This is a genomic window from Pseudomonas granadensis (genome assembly GCF_900105485.1).
GTDB lineage: Bacteria > Pseudomonadota > Gammaproteobacteria > Pseudomonadales > Pseudomonadaceae > Aquipseudomonas > Aquipseudomonas granadensis.
The window spans coordinates 71,023-85,887 of record NZ_LT629778.1; the positions used below are offsets into that span (position 1 = coordinate 71,023).

The 14,865-nt window shown below is 60.9% G+C and carries 14 protein-coding genes and 1 pseudogene; 4 read left to right on the forward strand and 11 right to left on the reverse strand.

Translation table 11 applies throughout. From position 1 onward, the window contains the following. Positions 1-225: 225 nt before the first annotated feature. On the forward strand, positions 226-2,007 hold the full coding sequence (locus BLU52_RS00335; protein ID WP_167359878.1) for a glucan biosynthesis protein G: 1,782 nt from the start codon (positions 226-228) through the stop codon (positions 2,005-2,007). Beyond that, positions 2,000-4,570, forward strand: a complete 2,571-nt coding sequence (mdoH, locus tag BLU52_RS00340; protein ID WP_090280330.1) for a glucans biosynthesis glucosyltransferase MdoH — start codon at positions 2,000-2,002, stop codon at positions 4,568-4,570. Before BLU52_RS00335 ends, mdoH begins: the two co-directional genes overlap by 8 nt. An 819-nt stretch (positions 4,571-5,389) precedes the next feature. On the opposite strand, the gene BLU52_RS27170 is transcribed toward mdoH, so the two are convergent. The 11 genes and pseudogenes from BLU52_RS27170 to ubiE form a co-directional block, all read right to left on the reverse strand. Beyond that, a complete protein-coding gene (locus tag BLU52_RS27170; protein WP_408003574.1) occupies positions 5,390-6,262 on the reverse strand; it encodes a methyl-accepting chemotaxis protein in 873 nt (290 codons plus the stop codon). 30 nt (positions 6,263-6,292) lie between these two features. Then, positions 6,293-7,306, reverse strand: a pseudogene (locus BLU52_RS27175) (methyl-accepting chemotaxis protein); the annotation flags it as partial. Positions 7,307-7,400: 94 nt separating this feature from the next. Further along, positions 7,401-8,108 (reverse strand): 16S rRNA (uracil(1498)-N(3))-methyltransferase, encoded by a 708-nt coding sequence (locus tag BLU52_RS00350; RefSeq protein ID WP_090280336.1) that lies wholly within the window; start codon positions 8,106-8,108, stop codon positions 7,401-7,403. After that, a complete protein-coding gene (gene tatC, locus BLU52_RS00355; protein WP_090280339.1) occupies positions 8,105-8,902 on the reverse strand; it encodes a twin-arginine translocase subunit TatC in 798 nt (265 codons plus the stop codon). Before tatC ends, BLU52_RS00350 begins: the two co-directional genes overlap by 4 nt. A gap of 256 nt (positions 8,903-9,158) precedes the next feature. Further along, positions 9,159-9,605 carry a Sec-independent protein translocase protein TatB gene (tatB, locus tag BLU52_RS00360; protein ID WP_090280343.1) on the reverse strand — a complete coding sequence of 149 codons (447 nt, stop codon included), beginning with the start codon at positions 9,603-9,605 and terminating at the stop codon, positions 9,159-9,161. Positions 9,606-9,615: 10 nt separating this feature from the next. Further along, positions 9,616-9,897 (reverse strand): twin-arginine translocase TatA/TatE family subunit, encoded by a 282-nt coding sequence (locus BLU52_RS00365; protein WP_090280346.1) that lies wholly within the window; start codon positions 9,895-9,897, stop codon positions 9,616-9,618. Between the two features lie 25 nt (positions 9,898-9,922). After that, positions 9,923-10,255 carry a phosphoribosyl-ATP diphosphatase gene (locus BLU52_RS00370; RefSeq protein WP_007909355.1) on the reverse strand — a complete coding sequence of 111 codons (333 nt, stop codon included), beginning with the start codon at positions 10,253-10,255 and terminating at the stop codon, positions 9,923-9,925. Then, a complete protein-coding gene (hisI, locus tag BLU52_RS00375) occupies positions 10,248-10,649 on the reverse strand; it encodes a phosphoribosyl-AMP cyclohydrolase (protein ID WP_007909357.1) in 402 nt (133 codons plus the stop codon). Before hisI ends, BLU52_RS00370 begins: the two co-directional genes overlap by 8 nt. Positions 10,650-10,769: 120 nt before the next feature. Further along, the gene (gene ubiB, locus BLU52_RS00380) at positions 10,770-12,374 is read right to left on the reverse strand and encodes a ubiquinone biosynthesis regulatory protein kinase UbiB (RefSeq protein WP_090280349.1); all 1,605 of its coding nucleotides are present in this window, start codon (positions 12,372-12,374) and stop codon (positions 10,770-10,772) included. Continuing rightward, complete coding sequence (locus BLU52_RS00385) at positions 12,371-12,994, reverse strand: ubiquinone biosynthesis accessory factor UbiJ (RefSeq protein ID WP_090280353.1); 624 nt, start codon at positions 12,992-12,994, stop codon at positions 12,371-12,373. Before BLU52_RS00385 ends, ubiB begins: the two co-directional genes overlap by 4 nt. Next, the gene (gene ubiE / locus BLU52_RS00390; protein ID WP_090280356.1) at positions 12,994-13,764 is read right to left on the reverse strand and encodes a bifunctional demethylmenaquinone methyltransferase/2-methoxy-6-polyprenyl-1,4-benzoquinol methylase UbiE; all 771 of its coding nucleotides are present in this window, start codon (positions 13,762-13,764) and stop codon (positions 12,994-12,996) included. The genes BLU52_RS00385 and ubiE overlap by 1 nt, the downstream gene beginning before the upstream one ends. A gap of 154 nt (positions 13,765-13,918) precedes the next feature. Between ubiE and BLU52_RS00395 the strand changes: the two genes are divergently transcribed. Together BLU52_RS00395 and BLU52_RS00400 are read left to right on the forward strand one after the other, a co-directional pair. After that, positions 13,919-14,194 carry a polyhydroxyalkanoic acid system family protein gene (locus tag BLU52_RS00395; protein ID WP_090280360.1) on the forward strand — a complete coding sequence of 92 codons (276 nt, stop codon included), beginning with the start codon at positions 13,919-13,921 and terminating at the stop codon, positions 14,192-14,194. Between the two features lie 242 nt (positions 14,195-14,436). After that, the gene (locus BLU52_RS00400) at positions 14,437-14,859 is read left to right on the forward strand and encodes a phasin family protein (protein ID WP_090280363.1); all 423 of its coding nucleotides are present in this window, start codon (positions 14,437-14,439) and stop codon (positions 14,857-14,859) included. Positions 14,860-14,865: the final 6 nt, after the last annotated feature.

Below are 14,865 nucleotides of genomic sequence, written 5' to 3' on the forward strand. Positions count from 1 at the left end.
GTTCGTTGGTCCGTTTTGACTTAGGTAGAGACTTGTCCGGATCCGATTGGGGAATCATTTTGCCCCAGCGGAGTCGGAACAATGCTCGCCAACTTGGCAAGGGTGCGCTGGAAGGTCGGTTTTTTATCGCCGAAATCCCCACAGGCACTTCATCTGGCCGTTGGTTTATTGATCTGTTTTCGGCGAGGGTTGCTCGTGATTGTTAGTCCCTGTAATGCAGCAAAAATGTCTGCCAAACGCATGCGAAGTGCCCTGGTAGCGGGTTCGGCGCTCCTGTGCCTGCTCAGCGCCGGTCAGCTTTGGGCGTTCAATCTTGACGATGTATCGGCCAAGGCCAAAGAGCTGGCCGGGCAGAAGTTCGAAGCCCCGCGCAGCAACCTGCCGAACGAGTTCCGCGATATGAAGTTCGCGGACTATCAGAAAATCCGCTTCCTCACCGAAAAGGCTGAGTGGGCCGATCAGAAGACCCCGTTCAAGCTGTCCTTCTATCACCAGGGTATGCATTTCGATACACCGGTGAAAATCAACGAAATCACGGCTAACACCGTCGAAGAGATCAAATACGATCCGACGCGCTTCGATTTCGGCGACCTGAAATTCGATCCGAAGGCCACCGAACAACTGGGTTATGCCGGTTTCCGTGTGCTGTACCCGATCAACAAGGCCGACAAGCAAGACGAAATCATGACCATGCTCGGCGCGAGTTACTTCCGCGTTGTCGGCAAGGGTCACACCTACGGCCTGTCGGCCCGTGGTCTGGCGATCGACACTGCGCTGCCGTCGGGTGAAGAATTCCCGCGTTTCCGCGAGTTCTGGATTCAACAGCCGAAGCCGGGCGACAAGCACCTGGTGATCTTTGCGCTGCTCGATTCGCCGCGCGCCACCGGTGCCTATCGCCTGATCCTGCGTCCGGGCAGCGACACCATTGTCGACGTCAAGGCGCAGATGTTCCTGCGTGACAAGGTCGGCAAACTGGGCATCGCGCCGCTGACCAGCATGTTCCTGTTCGGCGCCAACCAGCCGTCGAAAGTGCTCAACTACCGTCGTGAACTGCACGATTCCAGCGGTCTGTCGATCCATGCCGGCAATGGCGAGTGGATCTGGCGTCCGCTGAACAATCCGAAACACCTGGCCGTGAGCAACTTCAGCGTCGAGAACCCGCGTGGTTTCGGTCTGCTGCAACGTGGCCGCGACTTCAGCCACTACGAAGATCTCGACGACCGCTACGACAAGCGTCCAAGCGCCTGGATCGAGCCGAAGGGCGAGTGGGGCAAGGGCACCGTCGATCTGGTGGAAATTCCGACTGCCGATGAAACCAACGACAACATCGTTGCGTTCTGGAGCCCGGAAAAAATGCCGGAGCCGGGTCAGCCACTGGACTTCGCCTACCGCCTGCACTGGACCATGGATGAAGCCGCGCTGCACGCACCTGACAGTGCCTGGGTTGCACAAACCCTGCGTTCGACCGGTGACGTCAAGCAATCGAACCTGATCCGTCAGCCGGATGGCAGCGTTGCTTATCTGGTCGACTTCGAAGGTCCATCGCTGGCCGCTCTGGCCCCGGACGCCGATGTGCGCAGCCAGGTCAGTGTCGGCGACAACGCCGAACTGGTCGAAAACAGCGTGCGCTACAACCCGGAAACCAAGGGCTGGCGCTTGACCCTGCGGATGAAGATCAAGGATCCGAGCAAATCCACCGAGATGCGTGCCGCACTGGTTCAGCCAGTCGTGACTGCTGATCTGGCGAAATCGGTGCCAGCGTCCAACTCGTCCGTTGCCAAAGCCGACAAGGTTGCCGCCAAGCAGCAAGAGAAAATCGACAAGGAAGCCAAGGCTGCCGAGGCCAAACAGGCTGAAGCCAAGCCGGTAGAAGAGGCCAGGGACAAGGCCAATAAAGACGCCAAGCAGCCAGCCGCTGCGGACGCGGCCCCAGCCACACCGGAATCGGCACCGACTGAAGAAGTCCTGACCGAGACCTGGAGCTATCAGTTGCCTGCCGATGAGTAACTCTCAAGTACAGCCAGAGACTCTGTCCGAGTATCTGGCGCATCTGCCGATGACCGACGAGCAGCGCGCGGAACTCGCGGGCTGCCAGTCGTTCAGCGAGCTGCATCAACGCCTGTCGTCCCCGACGTTCGACGCGCCTGCCGAAGCCGCCCAGGCTTCGGTGGGCAAGCGCCTGACCCTGAGCACCGCCGAAGAGCTGGAAGAAGCGGAAATGCTGGTGCTCGACGCCAGCGGCCGGATCAGCATGAAAGCCACGCCGCCGATCCGCCGTACCAAGGTCGTGCCGGAGCCGTGGCGCACCAATATCCTGGTGCGTGGCTGGCGCCGTCTGACCGGGCGCACCAACCCGCCGCAGCCGCCCAAGGACGAAAACGTCCTGCCGGCCGCGCGCTGGCGCACCGTCGGATCGATCCGTCGCTACATTCTGCTGCTGCTGATGCTCGGCCAGACCATCGTCGCCGGCTGGTACATGAAAGGCATCATGCCGTACCAGGGCTGGTCGTTCGTCGATCTGGACGAAGTGCTGCATCAGCCGTTGCTGCAAACCGCCACGCAAGTACTGCCGTATGCGCTGCAAACCAGCATCCTGATCCTGTTCGGGATTCTGTTCTGCTGGGTCTCGGCCGGTTTCTGGACCGCGCTGATGGGTTTTCTTGAGCTGCTGACCGGTCACGATAAATACCGTATCTCCGGCAAAAGCGCCGGCAACGAGCCGATTGCCAAAGATGCGCGTACCGCACTGGTCATGCCGATCTGCAATGAAGACGTACCGCGCGTATTCGCCGGTCTACGAGCGACGTTCGAATCGGTCGCCGCCACCGGTGATCTGGATCGCTTCGACTTCTTCGTCCTCAGCGACAGTAACGACACCGACATTTGCGTCGCCGAGCAACAGGCCTGGCTGGACGTCTGTCGCGAAGCCAAAGGCTTCGGCAAGATCTTTTACCGTCGCCGTCGCCGTCGTGTGAAACGCAAGAGCGGTAACCTCGACGACTTCTGCCGTCGTTGGGGCGGTGACTACAAATACATGGTCGTGCTCGACGCTGACTCGGTGATGAGCGGCGAGTGCCTGACCAGTCTGGTGCGCCTGATGGAAGCCACGCCGGACGCCGGGATCATCCAGACCGCGCCGCGTGCGTCGGGCATGGACACTCTCTACGCGCGCATGCAGCAGTTCGCCACTCGCGTGTACGGCCCGCTGTTTACGGCCGGTCTGCACTTCTGGCAACTGGGCGAATCGCACTACTGGGGTCACAACGCGATCATCCGCATGAAGCCGTTCATCGACCACTGCGCCCTGGCGCCGTTGCCGGGCAAGGGTGCGTTCTCAGGTGCGATCCTCTCTCACGACTTCGTTGAAGCCGCGCTGATGCGTCGCGCCGGTTGGGGCGTATGGATTGCCTACGACCTGCCGGGCAGTTACGAAGAGTTGCCGCCGAACCTGCTCGACGAACTCAAGCGTGACCGTCGCTGGTGCCACGGCAACCTGATGAACTTCCGCCTGTTCCTGGTCAAGGGCATGCACCCGGTGCACCGTGCGGTGTTCCTCACTGGCGTGATGTCGTACCTGTCGGCGCCGTTGTGGTTCTTCTTCCTGGTGCTGTCGACCGCGCTGCTGGCGGTGAATACGCTGATGGAGCCGCAGTATTTCCTTGAACCGCGTCAGCTCTATCCGCTGTGGCCACAATGGCATCCGGACAAAGCCATCGCGCTGTTCTCGACAACGATCGTGCTGTTGTTCCTGCCGAAACTGCTGAGCATCATCCTGATCTGGGCCAAGGGCGCGAAAGAGTTCGGCGGCAAGTTCAAGGTGACCCTGTCGATGCTGCTGGAAATGCTGTTCTCCATGCTGCTGGCGCCGGTGCGGATGATTTTCCACACCCGTTTCGTCCTCGCCGCGTTCCTGGGCTGGGCCGCGACCTGGAATTCGCCACAGCGTGACGACGACTCGACGCCCTGGAGCGAAGCGGTCAAGCGTCACGGCCCGCAGACCCTGCTGGGTTTCTGCTGGGCGCTGCTGGTGATCTGGCTGAACCCGAGCTTCCTCTGGTGGCTGGTGCCGATCGTCGGCTCGCTGATGCTGTCGATCCCGGTGTCGGTGATTTCCAGCCGTGTCGGCCTTGGCCTGAAGACCCGTGACGCGAGCCTGTTCCTCATTCCTGAGGAATACAATCCGCCACAGGCGCTGCTGGCGACCGACCAGTACACCCACGAGAACCGCTACCACGCCCTGAACGACGGCTTCGTCCGCGCAGTGGTCGATCCGCAGCAGAACGCCCTGGCGTGCTCGTTGGCGACCTCCCGCCACGGTCAGGCCGAGCCGATCGAATGGCTGCGTCAGGAACGCGTGCGGCACGCGGTCAAGGTCGGCCCAGCGGAGCTGAGCAACCATGATCGCCTGCAACTGCTGAGCGACCCGGTAGCGCTGGCGCGTCTGCACGAGCAGGTCTGGGCTGAAGGCCTGACCGAGTGGCTGGACGCGTGGCGGGCCTCGGTGAAAGCCGACCCGCATGCACCGCTGCTGCCGTTGCGACCGGCGACGATGCAGGCGCAACTGGCCTGATGAAAAAACCCCGCTGAGTCAGCGGGGTTTTTTTATGCGTGGTTCAAAAGCCCCTCACCCTAACCCTCTCCCAGAGGGAGAGGGGACTGACTGCGGGATGCTTGAGACACACGACTGGTCTTATTGACGTCGCCGAATCCAGATGCGACGCGGTATCTGAGCCTGATGCATCGCGTAAAGACAACTTGGTCGGCTCCCTCTCCCAGAGGGAGAGGGGACTGACTGCGGGATGCTTGAGCGATGCGACGGTATCTATTGACGTCGCCGAATCCAGATGCGGCGCGGTATCTGAGCCTGATGCATCGCGTAAGGACAACTTGGTCGGCTCCCTCTACCAGAGGGAGAGGGGGACTGACTGCGGGATGCTTGAGCGATACGACTGGTCTTATTGGCGTCGCCGAATCCAGATGCGTCGCGGTATCTGAGCCTGATGCATGGCGTAAAGACAACTTGGTCGGCTCCCTCTCCCAGAGGGAGAGGGGACTGACTGCGGGATGCTTGAGCGATACGACTGGTCTTATTGACGTCGCCGAATCCAGATGCGGCGCGGTATCTGAGCCTGATGCATCGCGTAAGGACAACTTGGTCGGCTCCCTCTCCCTCGGGAGAGGGCTGGGGTGAGGGGCGGGTTCGCAGATCAATCAGCCGTTGCTGGAGATCGTCCTTCAGTCATCACACCGCCAATCGCTAGCAGGGCTAGCTCCCACAGGGCTTTGTGCGGCGGTTGAACATCGAGGCGCACCACCGAACCATTGTGGGAGCTGGCCTGCCAGCGATAGCCTCACCTCGGTCCCAATCGAACCCAGGCGATCAATCACCTCAAACCTTGAACCGGCCCACCAGCGTCTGCAAATGCGTCCCCAACCGCGCCAGCTCAACGCTCGACGCTGCTGTCTCTTCACTCGCCGCCGAAGTCTGATCGGACACATCGCGTACATTCAGCACGCTGCGGTTGATCTCTTCGGCCACGGCGCTCTGCTGTTCTGCCGCTGCGGCGATCTGCTGGTTCATCGCCTGAATCGCCGAGACGGTACGGGTGATGCTTTCCAGTGAGCCGCCGGCGCGGCGGGTCAGTTCGACGCTGCTGTCGGTCAGGGTGCGGCTGTTGTCCATGATCGTTGCCACTTGCTGGGTGCCGTTTTGCAGGCCGACGATCAGTTCTTCAATCTCTTCAGTGGACTTCTGCGTGCGCTGGGCGAGGCTGCGCACTTCGTCAGCCACCACGGCGAATCCACGACCGGCCTCACCGGCACGGGCCGCTTCGATAGCCGCGTTGAGCGCCAGCAGGTTGGTTTGCTGGGCCACGGATTTGATCACGTCGAGGACGCTGCCGATCTTGTCGCTTTCGCGCTTGAGTTCGCCCATGGCCTCGGTGGAGTGGCTGACTTCAGCGGCCAAACGCTCAATCTGTGCAATGGCTTCACCGACCACCTTGTCGCCTTCGCGGGCCTGCTGGTCGGCCGCGACAGCGGCTTCCGAGGCTTCTTCGGCGTTGCGTGCGACTTCCTGCACGGTGGCAGCCATTTCGTTCATGGCGGTGGCGACCTGGTCGGTCTCGATCTTTTGATTGTTGACCCCGGCGCTGGTCTGCTCGGTCACCGCCGACAGCTCTTCGGCGGCGCTGGCGATCTGCGTGACGCCGTCGCTGATGCCACCGATCAATTCGCGCAGGCCTTGGGTCATGCTTTGCATCGAGCGCTGCAACTGGCCGAGTTCGTCGCGGCGCAGCGAGACCAGATTGTGAGTGAGATCGCCGGCGGCGACACGTTCGGCAACCTGCAGGGTCTGGTTCAGCGGAATGATGATCTGCCGGGTGATCGCCAGGGCGGCAATCAAACCGAAGATCAGCGCCAGCGCGGTGGCGACCAGCAACATGTTCTTGGCGTGTGCGGCATCGGTATCACGCACCACGGTTTGCGATTCGGTGAGCTTCTTGCTCACGGCGATCAGAATGTCGCCCTGGGCTGACATGGCCGTCAGCGCAGCGGCATTTTTCACCTGCGAGTCGCGGAACTGACTGACGGCGGCGCGGTAGGCCTTGAGCGAATCAGTGGCTTGCTGCAGGTTGGCAATGTGCTGTTCCGGCACGCGGCTTGGCAGGCTTTCGAGATTTTTCAGGGCGTTTTCAATCGCGGTCAGTGCCGGTTGCTCGGCATCGGCCTTGCCGCTGTAGGTGTAGCCGCGCACCTGATAGCGCGCTTGCTGCAACAGTTTGCTCAGCTCGATCACCGCGTTGTATTGCGCCACGCTGTCACCTTGCAACAGCGCCTTTTCGACTTCGCCGACCTTGGCCACGGCGTTGTCGGCATTCGCGCCCAGCTTGCTGCGGGCATCTTCACGCTGCACGGTGGCCTGGGTCATCTCACCGAAGGCGCGCTTGTACTCGGCCACGGCGGCCAGTTGCTGGTCCACCATCGCAGCATCGGCGGGCTGTTCGATCATGCCGCGCGCTTCTCGAAGGCCGCTGTCCAGTTTGACCAACAACTCATTGACCGCCCCCGGCCCTTGATCGCCGCGGCGCATGTCGTAGTCCATGCGCGCCAGGCGCAAGTCCTTGGTCAGCTCATTGAGGCTGGAGATGAAACCGAGCTTATCGCCGCGGCTGATGATGCCGCTCATACCGGTCCAGCCGGTGAAGGTGATCAACAGCGTCAGTAACAGCACCAGGCCGAAGCCGATGCCCAGCTTGCGTTTGACGCTGACGTTCCCAAGACTTTCGGCTAACCAACGGTACATGCGACCACTCCCTTCGGACCACTAAATTGGACTTATGGGGACTGTATCGGCTGCATGATGGCAATCTGTAACACCATCTGTCTGGCACGTCGGCTCAGAAAAGGCGGGCGAGCAACGCGGTGACGGCGGTTTCGACGCGCAGAATCCGTTCGCCGAGCTGCACCGGTTGCAGACCGGATTTGGCCAGCAGATCGATCTCGTAAGGGATCCAGCCGCCTTCCGGGCCGATCGCCAGGGTCACCGGTTCACTCAACGCGCGCGGGCAGGGCGGGTAATGACCCGGATGGCCGACCAGACCGAGGGTGCCGTCGCTGATCGCCGGCAGCCGATCCTCGACGAAAGGCTTGAAGCGTTTCTCGATGATGATCTCTGGCAGCACCGTGTCGCGGGCCTGTTCGAGGCCGAGGATCAGTTGTTCACGAATCGCCTCGGGCTCGAGAAACGGCGTCTGCCAGAAGCTTTTCTCGACCCGGTAGCTGTTGACCAGAATCACCTTCGAGACGCCCATGGTCGCGACAGTCTGAAACACCCGGCGGAGCATTTTCGGCCGTGGCAGTGCCAGCACCAGGGTCAGCGGCAGTTTCGTCGGCGGCGGTTGATCGAGGCTGACGCGCAGCTCGGCTTCACCTGCGTCGAGGCGCAGCAGCTCTGCCGAACCCATCAGGCCATTGATGCGCCCGACGCGCAGGCTGTCACCGACTTGCGAACGATGAACTTCCTGCATATGGGTCAAGCGCCGATCACGCAGGACTACGCGGTCGGCCGCGATGAAGTCGGCTTCTTCGAGCAGCAGCAGGTTCATGCCTGGGTCGCTGGCGGCTGGTCGTTGTGGTCGTCGGCCGGGCTGTCTTCGGGGCGTTCGCGCTTGCTGATCAGGCCGCCGAACAGAATGCCGATCTCGAACAGCATCCACATCGGCACGGCCAGCAGAGTCTGCGAGAAGATATCCGGCGGCGTCAGGATCATGCCGACCACGAAGCAGCCGATGATCACGTACGGTCGGATCTTCTTCAGGTAGGCGACATCGACCACGCCGATCCACACCAGCAGGACCACGGCCACCGGGATCTCGAAGGCGACGCCGAAGGCGAAGAACAGGGTCATGACGAAATCGAGGTAACTGGCGATGTCGGTCATCATTTCCACGCCGGCCGGGGTGGCAGCGGCGAAGAACTTGAAGATCAGCGGAAAGACGAAGTAATAGGCGAACGCCATGCCCGTGTAGAACAGCATAATGCTGGAGACCAGCAGCGGCACCGCGATGCGCTTCTCGTGCTTGTACAGGCCCGGCGCGATGAAGCCCCAGATCTGATGCAGGATCACCGGGATCGCCAGAAACAGCGAGACCATCATCGTCAGTTTCAGCGGCGTCAGGAACGGAGACGACACGTCGGTGGCGATCATCGTCGCGCCGACCGGCAAGTACTGGCGCAACGGTGTCGAGACGAAGGTGTAGATCTGCTGGGTGAAGGCGAACAACCCGGCAAAGATGATGAAGATCGCCGCCACGCAACGCAGCAGGCGGGTGCGCAACTCGGTGAGGTGCGAAACCAGCGGCATGTGCTGGTCGTTTTCGGGGAGGCTAGGGCCTGTCATTGGTCATTTCCTGTGTCGCGCCGAGCCCGTATTTGCGCAGGGCAAGGCGCGAGGCGCGTAGTTTGGCGTTTCAAATTAGCAACGAGTAACGCAGCCCTGCGCAAATACGGGCCGGCCCTTCGGGTTGTGCCTGAAAGCGGGCCAGGCTGCGTTGTAGTCCTCGGAAAGGTAAAACACATTCCCTTCGGACTCCGCCTAGCCTGGCCCGCTTTCAGGCGACAACGCGACACAGGAAATGACCAATGACAGGCCCTTGTCATGGGGCTCGCGGCGGCAAAGTAGTGTCGTGAGGCGCAGGTGCAGTCGGCGCGGCAGTTGGTGCTACGTGTTCTACCGAAGAGTCTGCTACAGCGGGCGCCGGTTCTTTCGGCGCAACGGGCGCAGGCGTCGGAGCCGGTGCAGCAGGCGCATGAATCGTCTGCTCGCCCACGTGCTCAACCGGTGTCGGCTCCTGCTGAACCGGGCTGAAAATCTTCCGCGCCTCCTGCTCCAGCGAGAGGATGTGCTCGTTGTGCAGTTGCCGACGGATCTCATCGGCACCGATTTCACGTTCAACTTCCTGTTTGATCGCGTTGAAGCTGCGCTTCAGCCGACCGACCCACAGGCCAGCGGTGCGCGCAGCGCCCGGCAGACGCTCGGGGCCCAGCACCAGCAGGGCGACGAGGCCGACGAGCAGCAGTTCAGAGAAGCTGATACCAAACATTAGTCAGTGCTCACACGTCTTTGCGGATCGGCTCTTCGACTTTCTGCGCCTGCACGTCGATGGTGTGCGGCGGGTTGGCCTGCGCGGTGGTCTGTGGCTGTACCGGCGGCACTGGCTGCGCCGGCGGGGTCACGCTCGGTTCGGCCGGTTTTTCGTCGTCGTTCATGGCCTTGCGGAAGCCCTTGATCGACTCGCCAACGTCGGTGCCGAGGTTTTTCAGTTTCTTGGTGCCGAACACCAGCACCACGACAACCAGGATGACGATCCAGTGTTTCCAGTCAAAAATGCCCATGTTGCTGTTCCTCTCGAATAGTTGTTCAGGCGGACGGACGCGAGGCTTTCTCGACGTGTCCGGACAGGCCGAAGCGGCGATCCAGTTCATCCAGCACGGCCTGCGGATGCTGCCCCAGTTGGGCAAGCATGACCATGCTGTGGAACCACAGGTCGGCGGTCTCGTAGATGACATCGCTGCAGTCGCCGCTGATGGCGGCATCCTTGGCGGCGATAATGGTTTCGACCGACTCTTCGCCGACCTTCTCCAGAATCTTGTTCAGCCCCTTGTGGTACAGGCTGGCGACATACGAGCTGTCGGCGGCTGCGCCTTTGCGCTCTTCGAGCACTTCGGCCAGACGGGTGAGTGTGTCACTCATGCTTGTGTCCTGCGGAGTAAATGGCGTGCGGGTCTTTCAGTACCGGGTCGACCGTTTTCCAGTCGCCGTTTTCGAAGACGCGGTAAAAGCAGCTTTGACGGCCGGTATGGCAAGCGATGTCGCCGATCTGTTCAACCATCAGGATGATTACGTCGGCATCACAGTCCAGACGCATCTCATGCAGGGTCTGCACATGGCCGGACTCTTCGCCCTTGCGCCACAGCTTGCCACGGGAACGTGACCAGTAGATTGCACGATTCTCCGCGGCGGTCAGTTCGAGCGCTTCGCGGTTCATCCAGGCCATCATCAGTACGCGTCCGGTCTTGTGATCCTGAGCGATCGCCGGCACCAGGCCGTCAGCGTCCCACTTGATCTCGTCCAGCCAGTTTTTCATCTTCAAATCTCGAAAAGCAGCAGCAAGCCATGAGTTTCAAGCTGCAAGTAAAAGCAGGTTGCGGTGTACCTGTGTCGTCAAGCTTGAGGCTTGCAGCTTATAACTTGCAGCTCAATCGTGCTATCGGCGAACGACCAGATACAAGCCGACAGCCGCCATGATTGCCGCTGGCCAGTGCGCCCAATCGGTAAGTGGGCCGCCAGCGGCGAGGATTGCTCCGCCGGCAAGATGCGCGCAACCGAGCAGGCGCAGGAACCAGTCATCCTTGCGTCGATGCCATGGCGGCGGCGGGTCGTTGGCGTGCGGCTGCGACATGCGTTCGAGCAGGTCGCGGGCCATGTTGGCCAGGTGCGGAATCTGTTCGAACTGGCTCTGCACGTTGCCCAGCAAGGCTTTCGGGCTGACACGCTCGCGCATCCAGCGTTCGAGGAACGGCTGCGCGGTGTTCCACAGATCCAGATCCGGATATAGCTGACGCCCGAGGCCTTCGATGTTGAGCAGGGTCTTTTGCAACAGTACCAGCTGCGGCTGCACTTCCATGTTGAAGCGTCGCGCCGTCTGGAACAGGCGCATCAGCACCTGACCGAATGAAATATCTTTTAACGGTTTTTCGAAGATCGGTTCGCACACTGTGCGGATCGCCGCTTCGAATTCGTTGAGTTTGGTTTCCGCCGGCACCCAGCCCGAATCGATGTGCAGTTGTGCCACGCGACGGTAATCACGCTTGAAGAAGGCAAACAGGTTGCGCGCCAGGTAATCCTGGTCTTCCGGGGTCAGGCTGCCGACGATGCCGCAGTCGATCGCGATGTATTGCGGACTCCACGGGTTGACGGTGCTGACGAAGATGTTGCCCGGGTGCATGTCGGCGTGGAAAAAGCTGTCGCGAAACACTTGGGTGAAGAAGATCTCCACGCCACGCTCGGCGAGCATTTTCATGTCGGTGCGCTGGTCGGCAAGGGTCGCCAGATCGGTGACCTGGATGCCGTAGATACGCTCCATCACCAGCACTTTCGGCCGGCACCAGTCCCAGTAGACTTGCGGCACATAAAGCAGTGACGAGCCTTCAAAATTGCGCCGCAGCTGGCTGGCGTTGGCCGCCTCGCGCAGCAGGTCGAGTTCGTCGTAAATGGTTTTTTCGTAATCCAGCACTACGTCGACCGGGTGCAGCAGACGCGCGTCGGCCGAGAGTTTTTCGGCGGCGCGGGCGAGGATGAACAGCCACGCCAGATCCTGCGCGATGATCGGTTTCAGACCCGGACGGATTACCTTCACCACCACTTCTTCACCGGACTTCAACTGCGCGGCATGCACCTGCGCCACCGAAGCCGAGGCCAGCGGCTCGACGTCGAAACGGCTGAACACTTCGCTGATCTTCTTGCCCAGCTGTTCTTCGATGAGCTTGACCGACAGCTGCGAATCGAACGGCGGGACCCGGTCCTGCAGCAGCATCAGCTCATCGGCGATGTCTTCGGGCAGCAGGTCGCGGCGGGTCGAAAGAATCTGCCCGAACTTGATGAAGATCGGCCCCAGATCCTGCAACGCCAGACGCAGGCACGCGCCGCGGCTCAGCTCCAGGCGTTTGCGCGGCAACCAGCGCCACGGCAGCACAAAGCGCAACGCCAGGAGAAACCAGGGCAGCGGCAGGGCGAACAGCAGGTCATCGAGGCGGTAGCGGATCACGACGCGCTGGATGCGCAACAGACGGCGGACGGCAAGCAGCTTCATGCGTTATCGCTTGGGTCGAGGGATCGGGAAAGGCGCTCGAAACGCGCCTCGAGTCGTTCCAGATCAAGTTTGATCCGGTCCAGTTCGCTGAACCGCGCTTCGGCTTCGCGCTGCCCGACGAGGGTGCGTGATTCTTCGGCGAGGTATTCGGCGAGGTTCTGGTTGAGGCTGGCAAATCCTTGCTGATACCAGCGCGCGCGGCTGCGCAGGTGGCCGCCGAGCAGTTGCGTGGCAACCGGGCCGAGCCAGCGCGAGAGTTCGTACTCCCAGTCCAGCTCGAGATCCTGCAGCACACCAGCCAATTCCAGCAGCACGCCGCTGTCGCCGTCGAGCTCGACTTCCGGCGCGTGCAGCACAGCGGTCTTGTCTTTGCTCAAGACCAGTTTGACCAGGCTTGAAGCCGGCGCACGCAGGGTGCAGTCGACGCCGGCTGCCCACTGCGAAGCAAGCATCAAGCCTTCGTCACTGGGCAGAATGAACAATTGCAATGCCGGGCTGCGGCAGTCGACGGCAATCACCTTGCCGGTCAAATGCGCCAGCCGCGGCAGCGCCGTGCTGTCGAGACGCAGCACCCGGTTGAGGCCGAGTTCAACGCTGGCGAGCAGCCCGGTGAGCAACATCAGGGCTTGATGCCGCGGTGCAGGGCAACGATGCCTGCGGTCATGTTGTGATAGGTCACGCGGTCGAAACCGGCCTCGACCATCATCGACTTCAGGGTTTCCTGATTCGGGTGCATGCGGATCGATTCGGCCAGGTAGCGATAGCTTTCCGAGTCATTGGTGATCAGCTTGCCCATCAGCGGCATGAAGGCGAACGAATAGGCGTCGTAGGCTTTCGACATCAGCGAGTTGGTCGGCTTGGAGAACTCCAGCACCAGCAGACGGCCGCCGGGCTTGAGCACGCGCAGCATCGAACGCAGGGCGTCCTCTTTGTGCGTCACGTTGCGCAGACCGAAGGCGATGGTCACGCAGTCGAAATGGTTGTCCGGGAACGGCAGTTTTTCCGCGTCCGCCTGAACGAACTCGACGTTGCCGGCAACCCCCAGATCCAGCAGACGGTCACGACCGACCTTGAGCATCGATTCGTTGATGTCGGCCAGCACCACCTGACCGGTCGGGCCGACCAGGTGCGAGAATTTGCGGGTCAGGTCACCGGTGCCGCCGGCGATGTCGAGCACGCGGTTACCGCTGCGCACGCCGGACAGTTCGATCGCGAAGCGCTTCCACAGACGGTGCATGCCGCCCGACAGAAGGTCGTTCATCAGGTCGTATTTGGCGGCTACCGAGTGGAAAACCTCAGCGACTTTTTCCGCTTTCTGGCTTTCCGGAACGTTTTTGAAGCCGAAGTGAGTGGTGGGTTCGGCATCGCTGCCTTTGCGCTGATCAGTCATATCGCTGTCACCAAAAGAGAATGCGCGACATTCTAATCCCCAAGCCATGCTTTGTCTTCGAATGGCTAAAGGTAAGATGGGCCACCTTCGGGACGATTTGCCGCAGTGGCGGTCAAGATCTACCGACACACCTTCATCTATCAGGAGTCATTCGATGGCCAAAATCAGTGTTGAGCGTGCCCACACCCTGGGCAAGGAAGCCGCCCGCGAGAAGGCCGACAAACTGGCCCAAAAGCTCAATGAACAATACGGTCTGGAGCCGCAGTGGTCCGGCGACACCCTGAACCTCAAGCGCTCGGGCGTGAAAGGTGCCGTGCACGTGGCGGACGATTCGATCAAGGTCGACGTCGAACTGGGCCTGATGATGTCGGCCATGAGCGGTATGATCAAAGCCGAGATCGAAAAGGCCCTCGACAAAGCGCTGGCCTGATTCCTTGTCGAACCCTATCCCCCTGTGGGAGCCAGCCTGCTGGCGATAGCGTCTGGTCAGTCAGCCTTTATGTGACTGACATACCGCAATCGCCAGCAGGCTGGCTCCCACATTTGTATGCGGTGTGGGCAAGGATTGATGTCAGTTGTTAGGGTGCCCTTTCTAATTTTTCTACCTACTTTGTGCCTGAGCCCGACACCCGTCCGGGCAGTTCCTCAAACCTTCTGCGCGTGAGGTGCACCATGGCCAAAGTTATTTTGAAGAAAAAAATCGACGCTCCGACTTCGACGCTGAGCGACGTCAGGTCCTATGCCCGCAAGATCTGGCTGGCTGGCCTGGGTGCCTACGCCAAGGTCGGACAAGAGGGTAGCGAGTACTTTCAAGAGCTGATCGAAGCCGGTCAAATCGTTGAAAAGAAAGGCAAAAAGGCAGTCACCGAAAAACTCGTCGCGGCCAATGTCGAGATCGACGAGGCCGCCACTCAAGTCAGCTCTTTCAAAGGTCGCGTCGAAGTTCAGCTGGACAAGGTCGAGAAGGCCTTCGACAGCCGCGTAGCAAGCGCCTTGAATCGCATCGGCATTCCGTCTAAACATGACGTTGAGACACTCTCTGCTAAGCTCGATGAGCTGACGGCATTGCTCGAACGCGTCGCGCGTAAATCTTAAGGAGAA

Excerpts from the sequence above, each read along its gene's own strand:
- tatB (WP_090280343.1), bottom strand. The coding sequence starts at position 9,605 with ATGTTTGGTATCAGCTTCTCTGAACTGCTGCTCGTCGGCCTCGTCGCC.
- BLU52_RS27170 (WP_408003574.1), bottom strand. The coding sequence starts at position 6,262 with ATGCAAAGCATGACCCAAGGCCTGCGCGAATTGATCGGTGGCATCAGC.
- BLU52_RS00385 (WP_090280353.1), bottom strand. The coding sequence starts at position 12,994 with ATGTTGCTCACCGGGCTGCTCGCCAGCGTTGAACTCGGCCTCAACCGG.
- BLU52_RS00370 (WP_007909355.1), bottom strand. The coding sequence starts at position 10,255 with ATGAGTGACACACTCACCCGTCTGGCCGAAGTGCTCGAAGAGCGCAAA.
- hisI (WP_007909357.1), bottom strand. The coding sequence starts at position 10,649 with ATGAAAAACTGGCTGGACGAGATCAAGTGGGACGCTGACGGCCTGGTG.
- BLU52_RS00365 (WP_090280346.1), bottom strand. The coding sequence starts at position 9,897 with ATGGGCATTTTTGACTGGAAACACTGGATCGTCATCCTGGTTGTCGTG.
- ubiB (WP_090280349.1), bottom strand. The coding sequence starts at position 12,374 with ATGAAGCTGCTTGCCGTCCGCCGTCTGTTGCGCATCCAGCGCGTCGTG.
- mdoH (WP_090280330.1), top strand. The coding sequence starts at position 2,000 with ATGAGTAACTCTCAAGTACAGCCAGAGACTCTGTCCGAGTATCTGGCG.
- BLU52_RS00350 (WP_090280336.1), bottom strand. The coding sequence starts at position 8,108 with ATGAACCTGCTGCTGCTCGAAGAAGCCGACTTCATCGCGGCCGACCGC.
- BLU52_RS00395 (WP_090280360.1), top strand. The coding sequence starts at position 13,919 with ATGGCCAAAATCAGTGTTGAGCGTGCCCACACCCTGGGCAAGGAAGCC.
- ubiE (WP_090280356.1), bottom strand. The coding sequence starts at position 13,764 with ATGACTGATCAGCGCAAAGGCAGCGATGCCGAACCCACCACTCACTTC.
- BLU52_RS00400 (WP_090280363.1), top strand. The coding sequence starts at position 14,437 with ATGGCCAAAGTTATTTTGAAGAAAAAAATCGACGCTCCGACTTCGACG.
- tatC (WP_090280339.1), bottom strand. The coding sequence starts at position 8,902 with ATGACAGGCCCTAGCCTCCCCGAAAACGACCAGCACATGCCGCTGGTT.
- BLU52_RS00335 (WP_167359878.1), top strand. The coding sequence starts at position 226 with ATGTCTGCCAAACGCATGCGAAGTGCCCTGGTAGCGGGTTCGGCGCTC.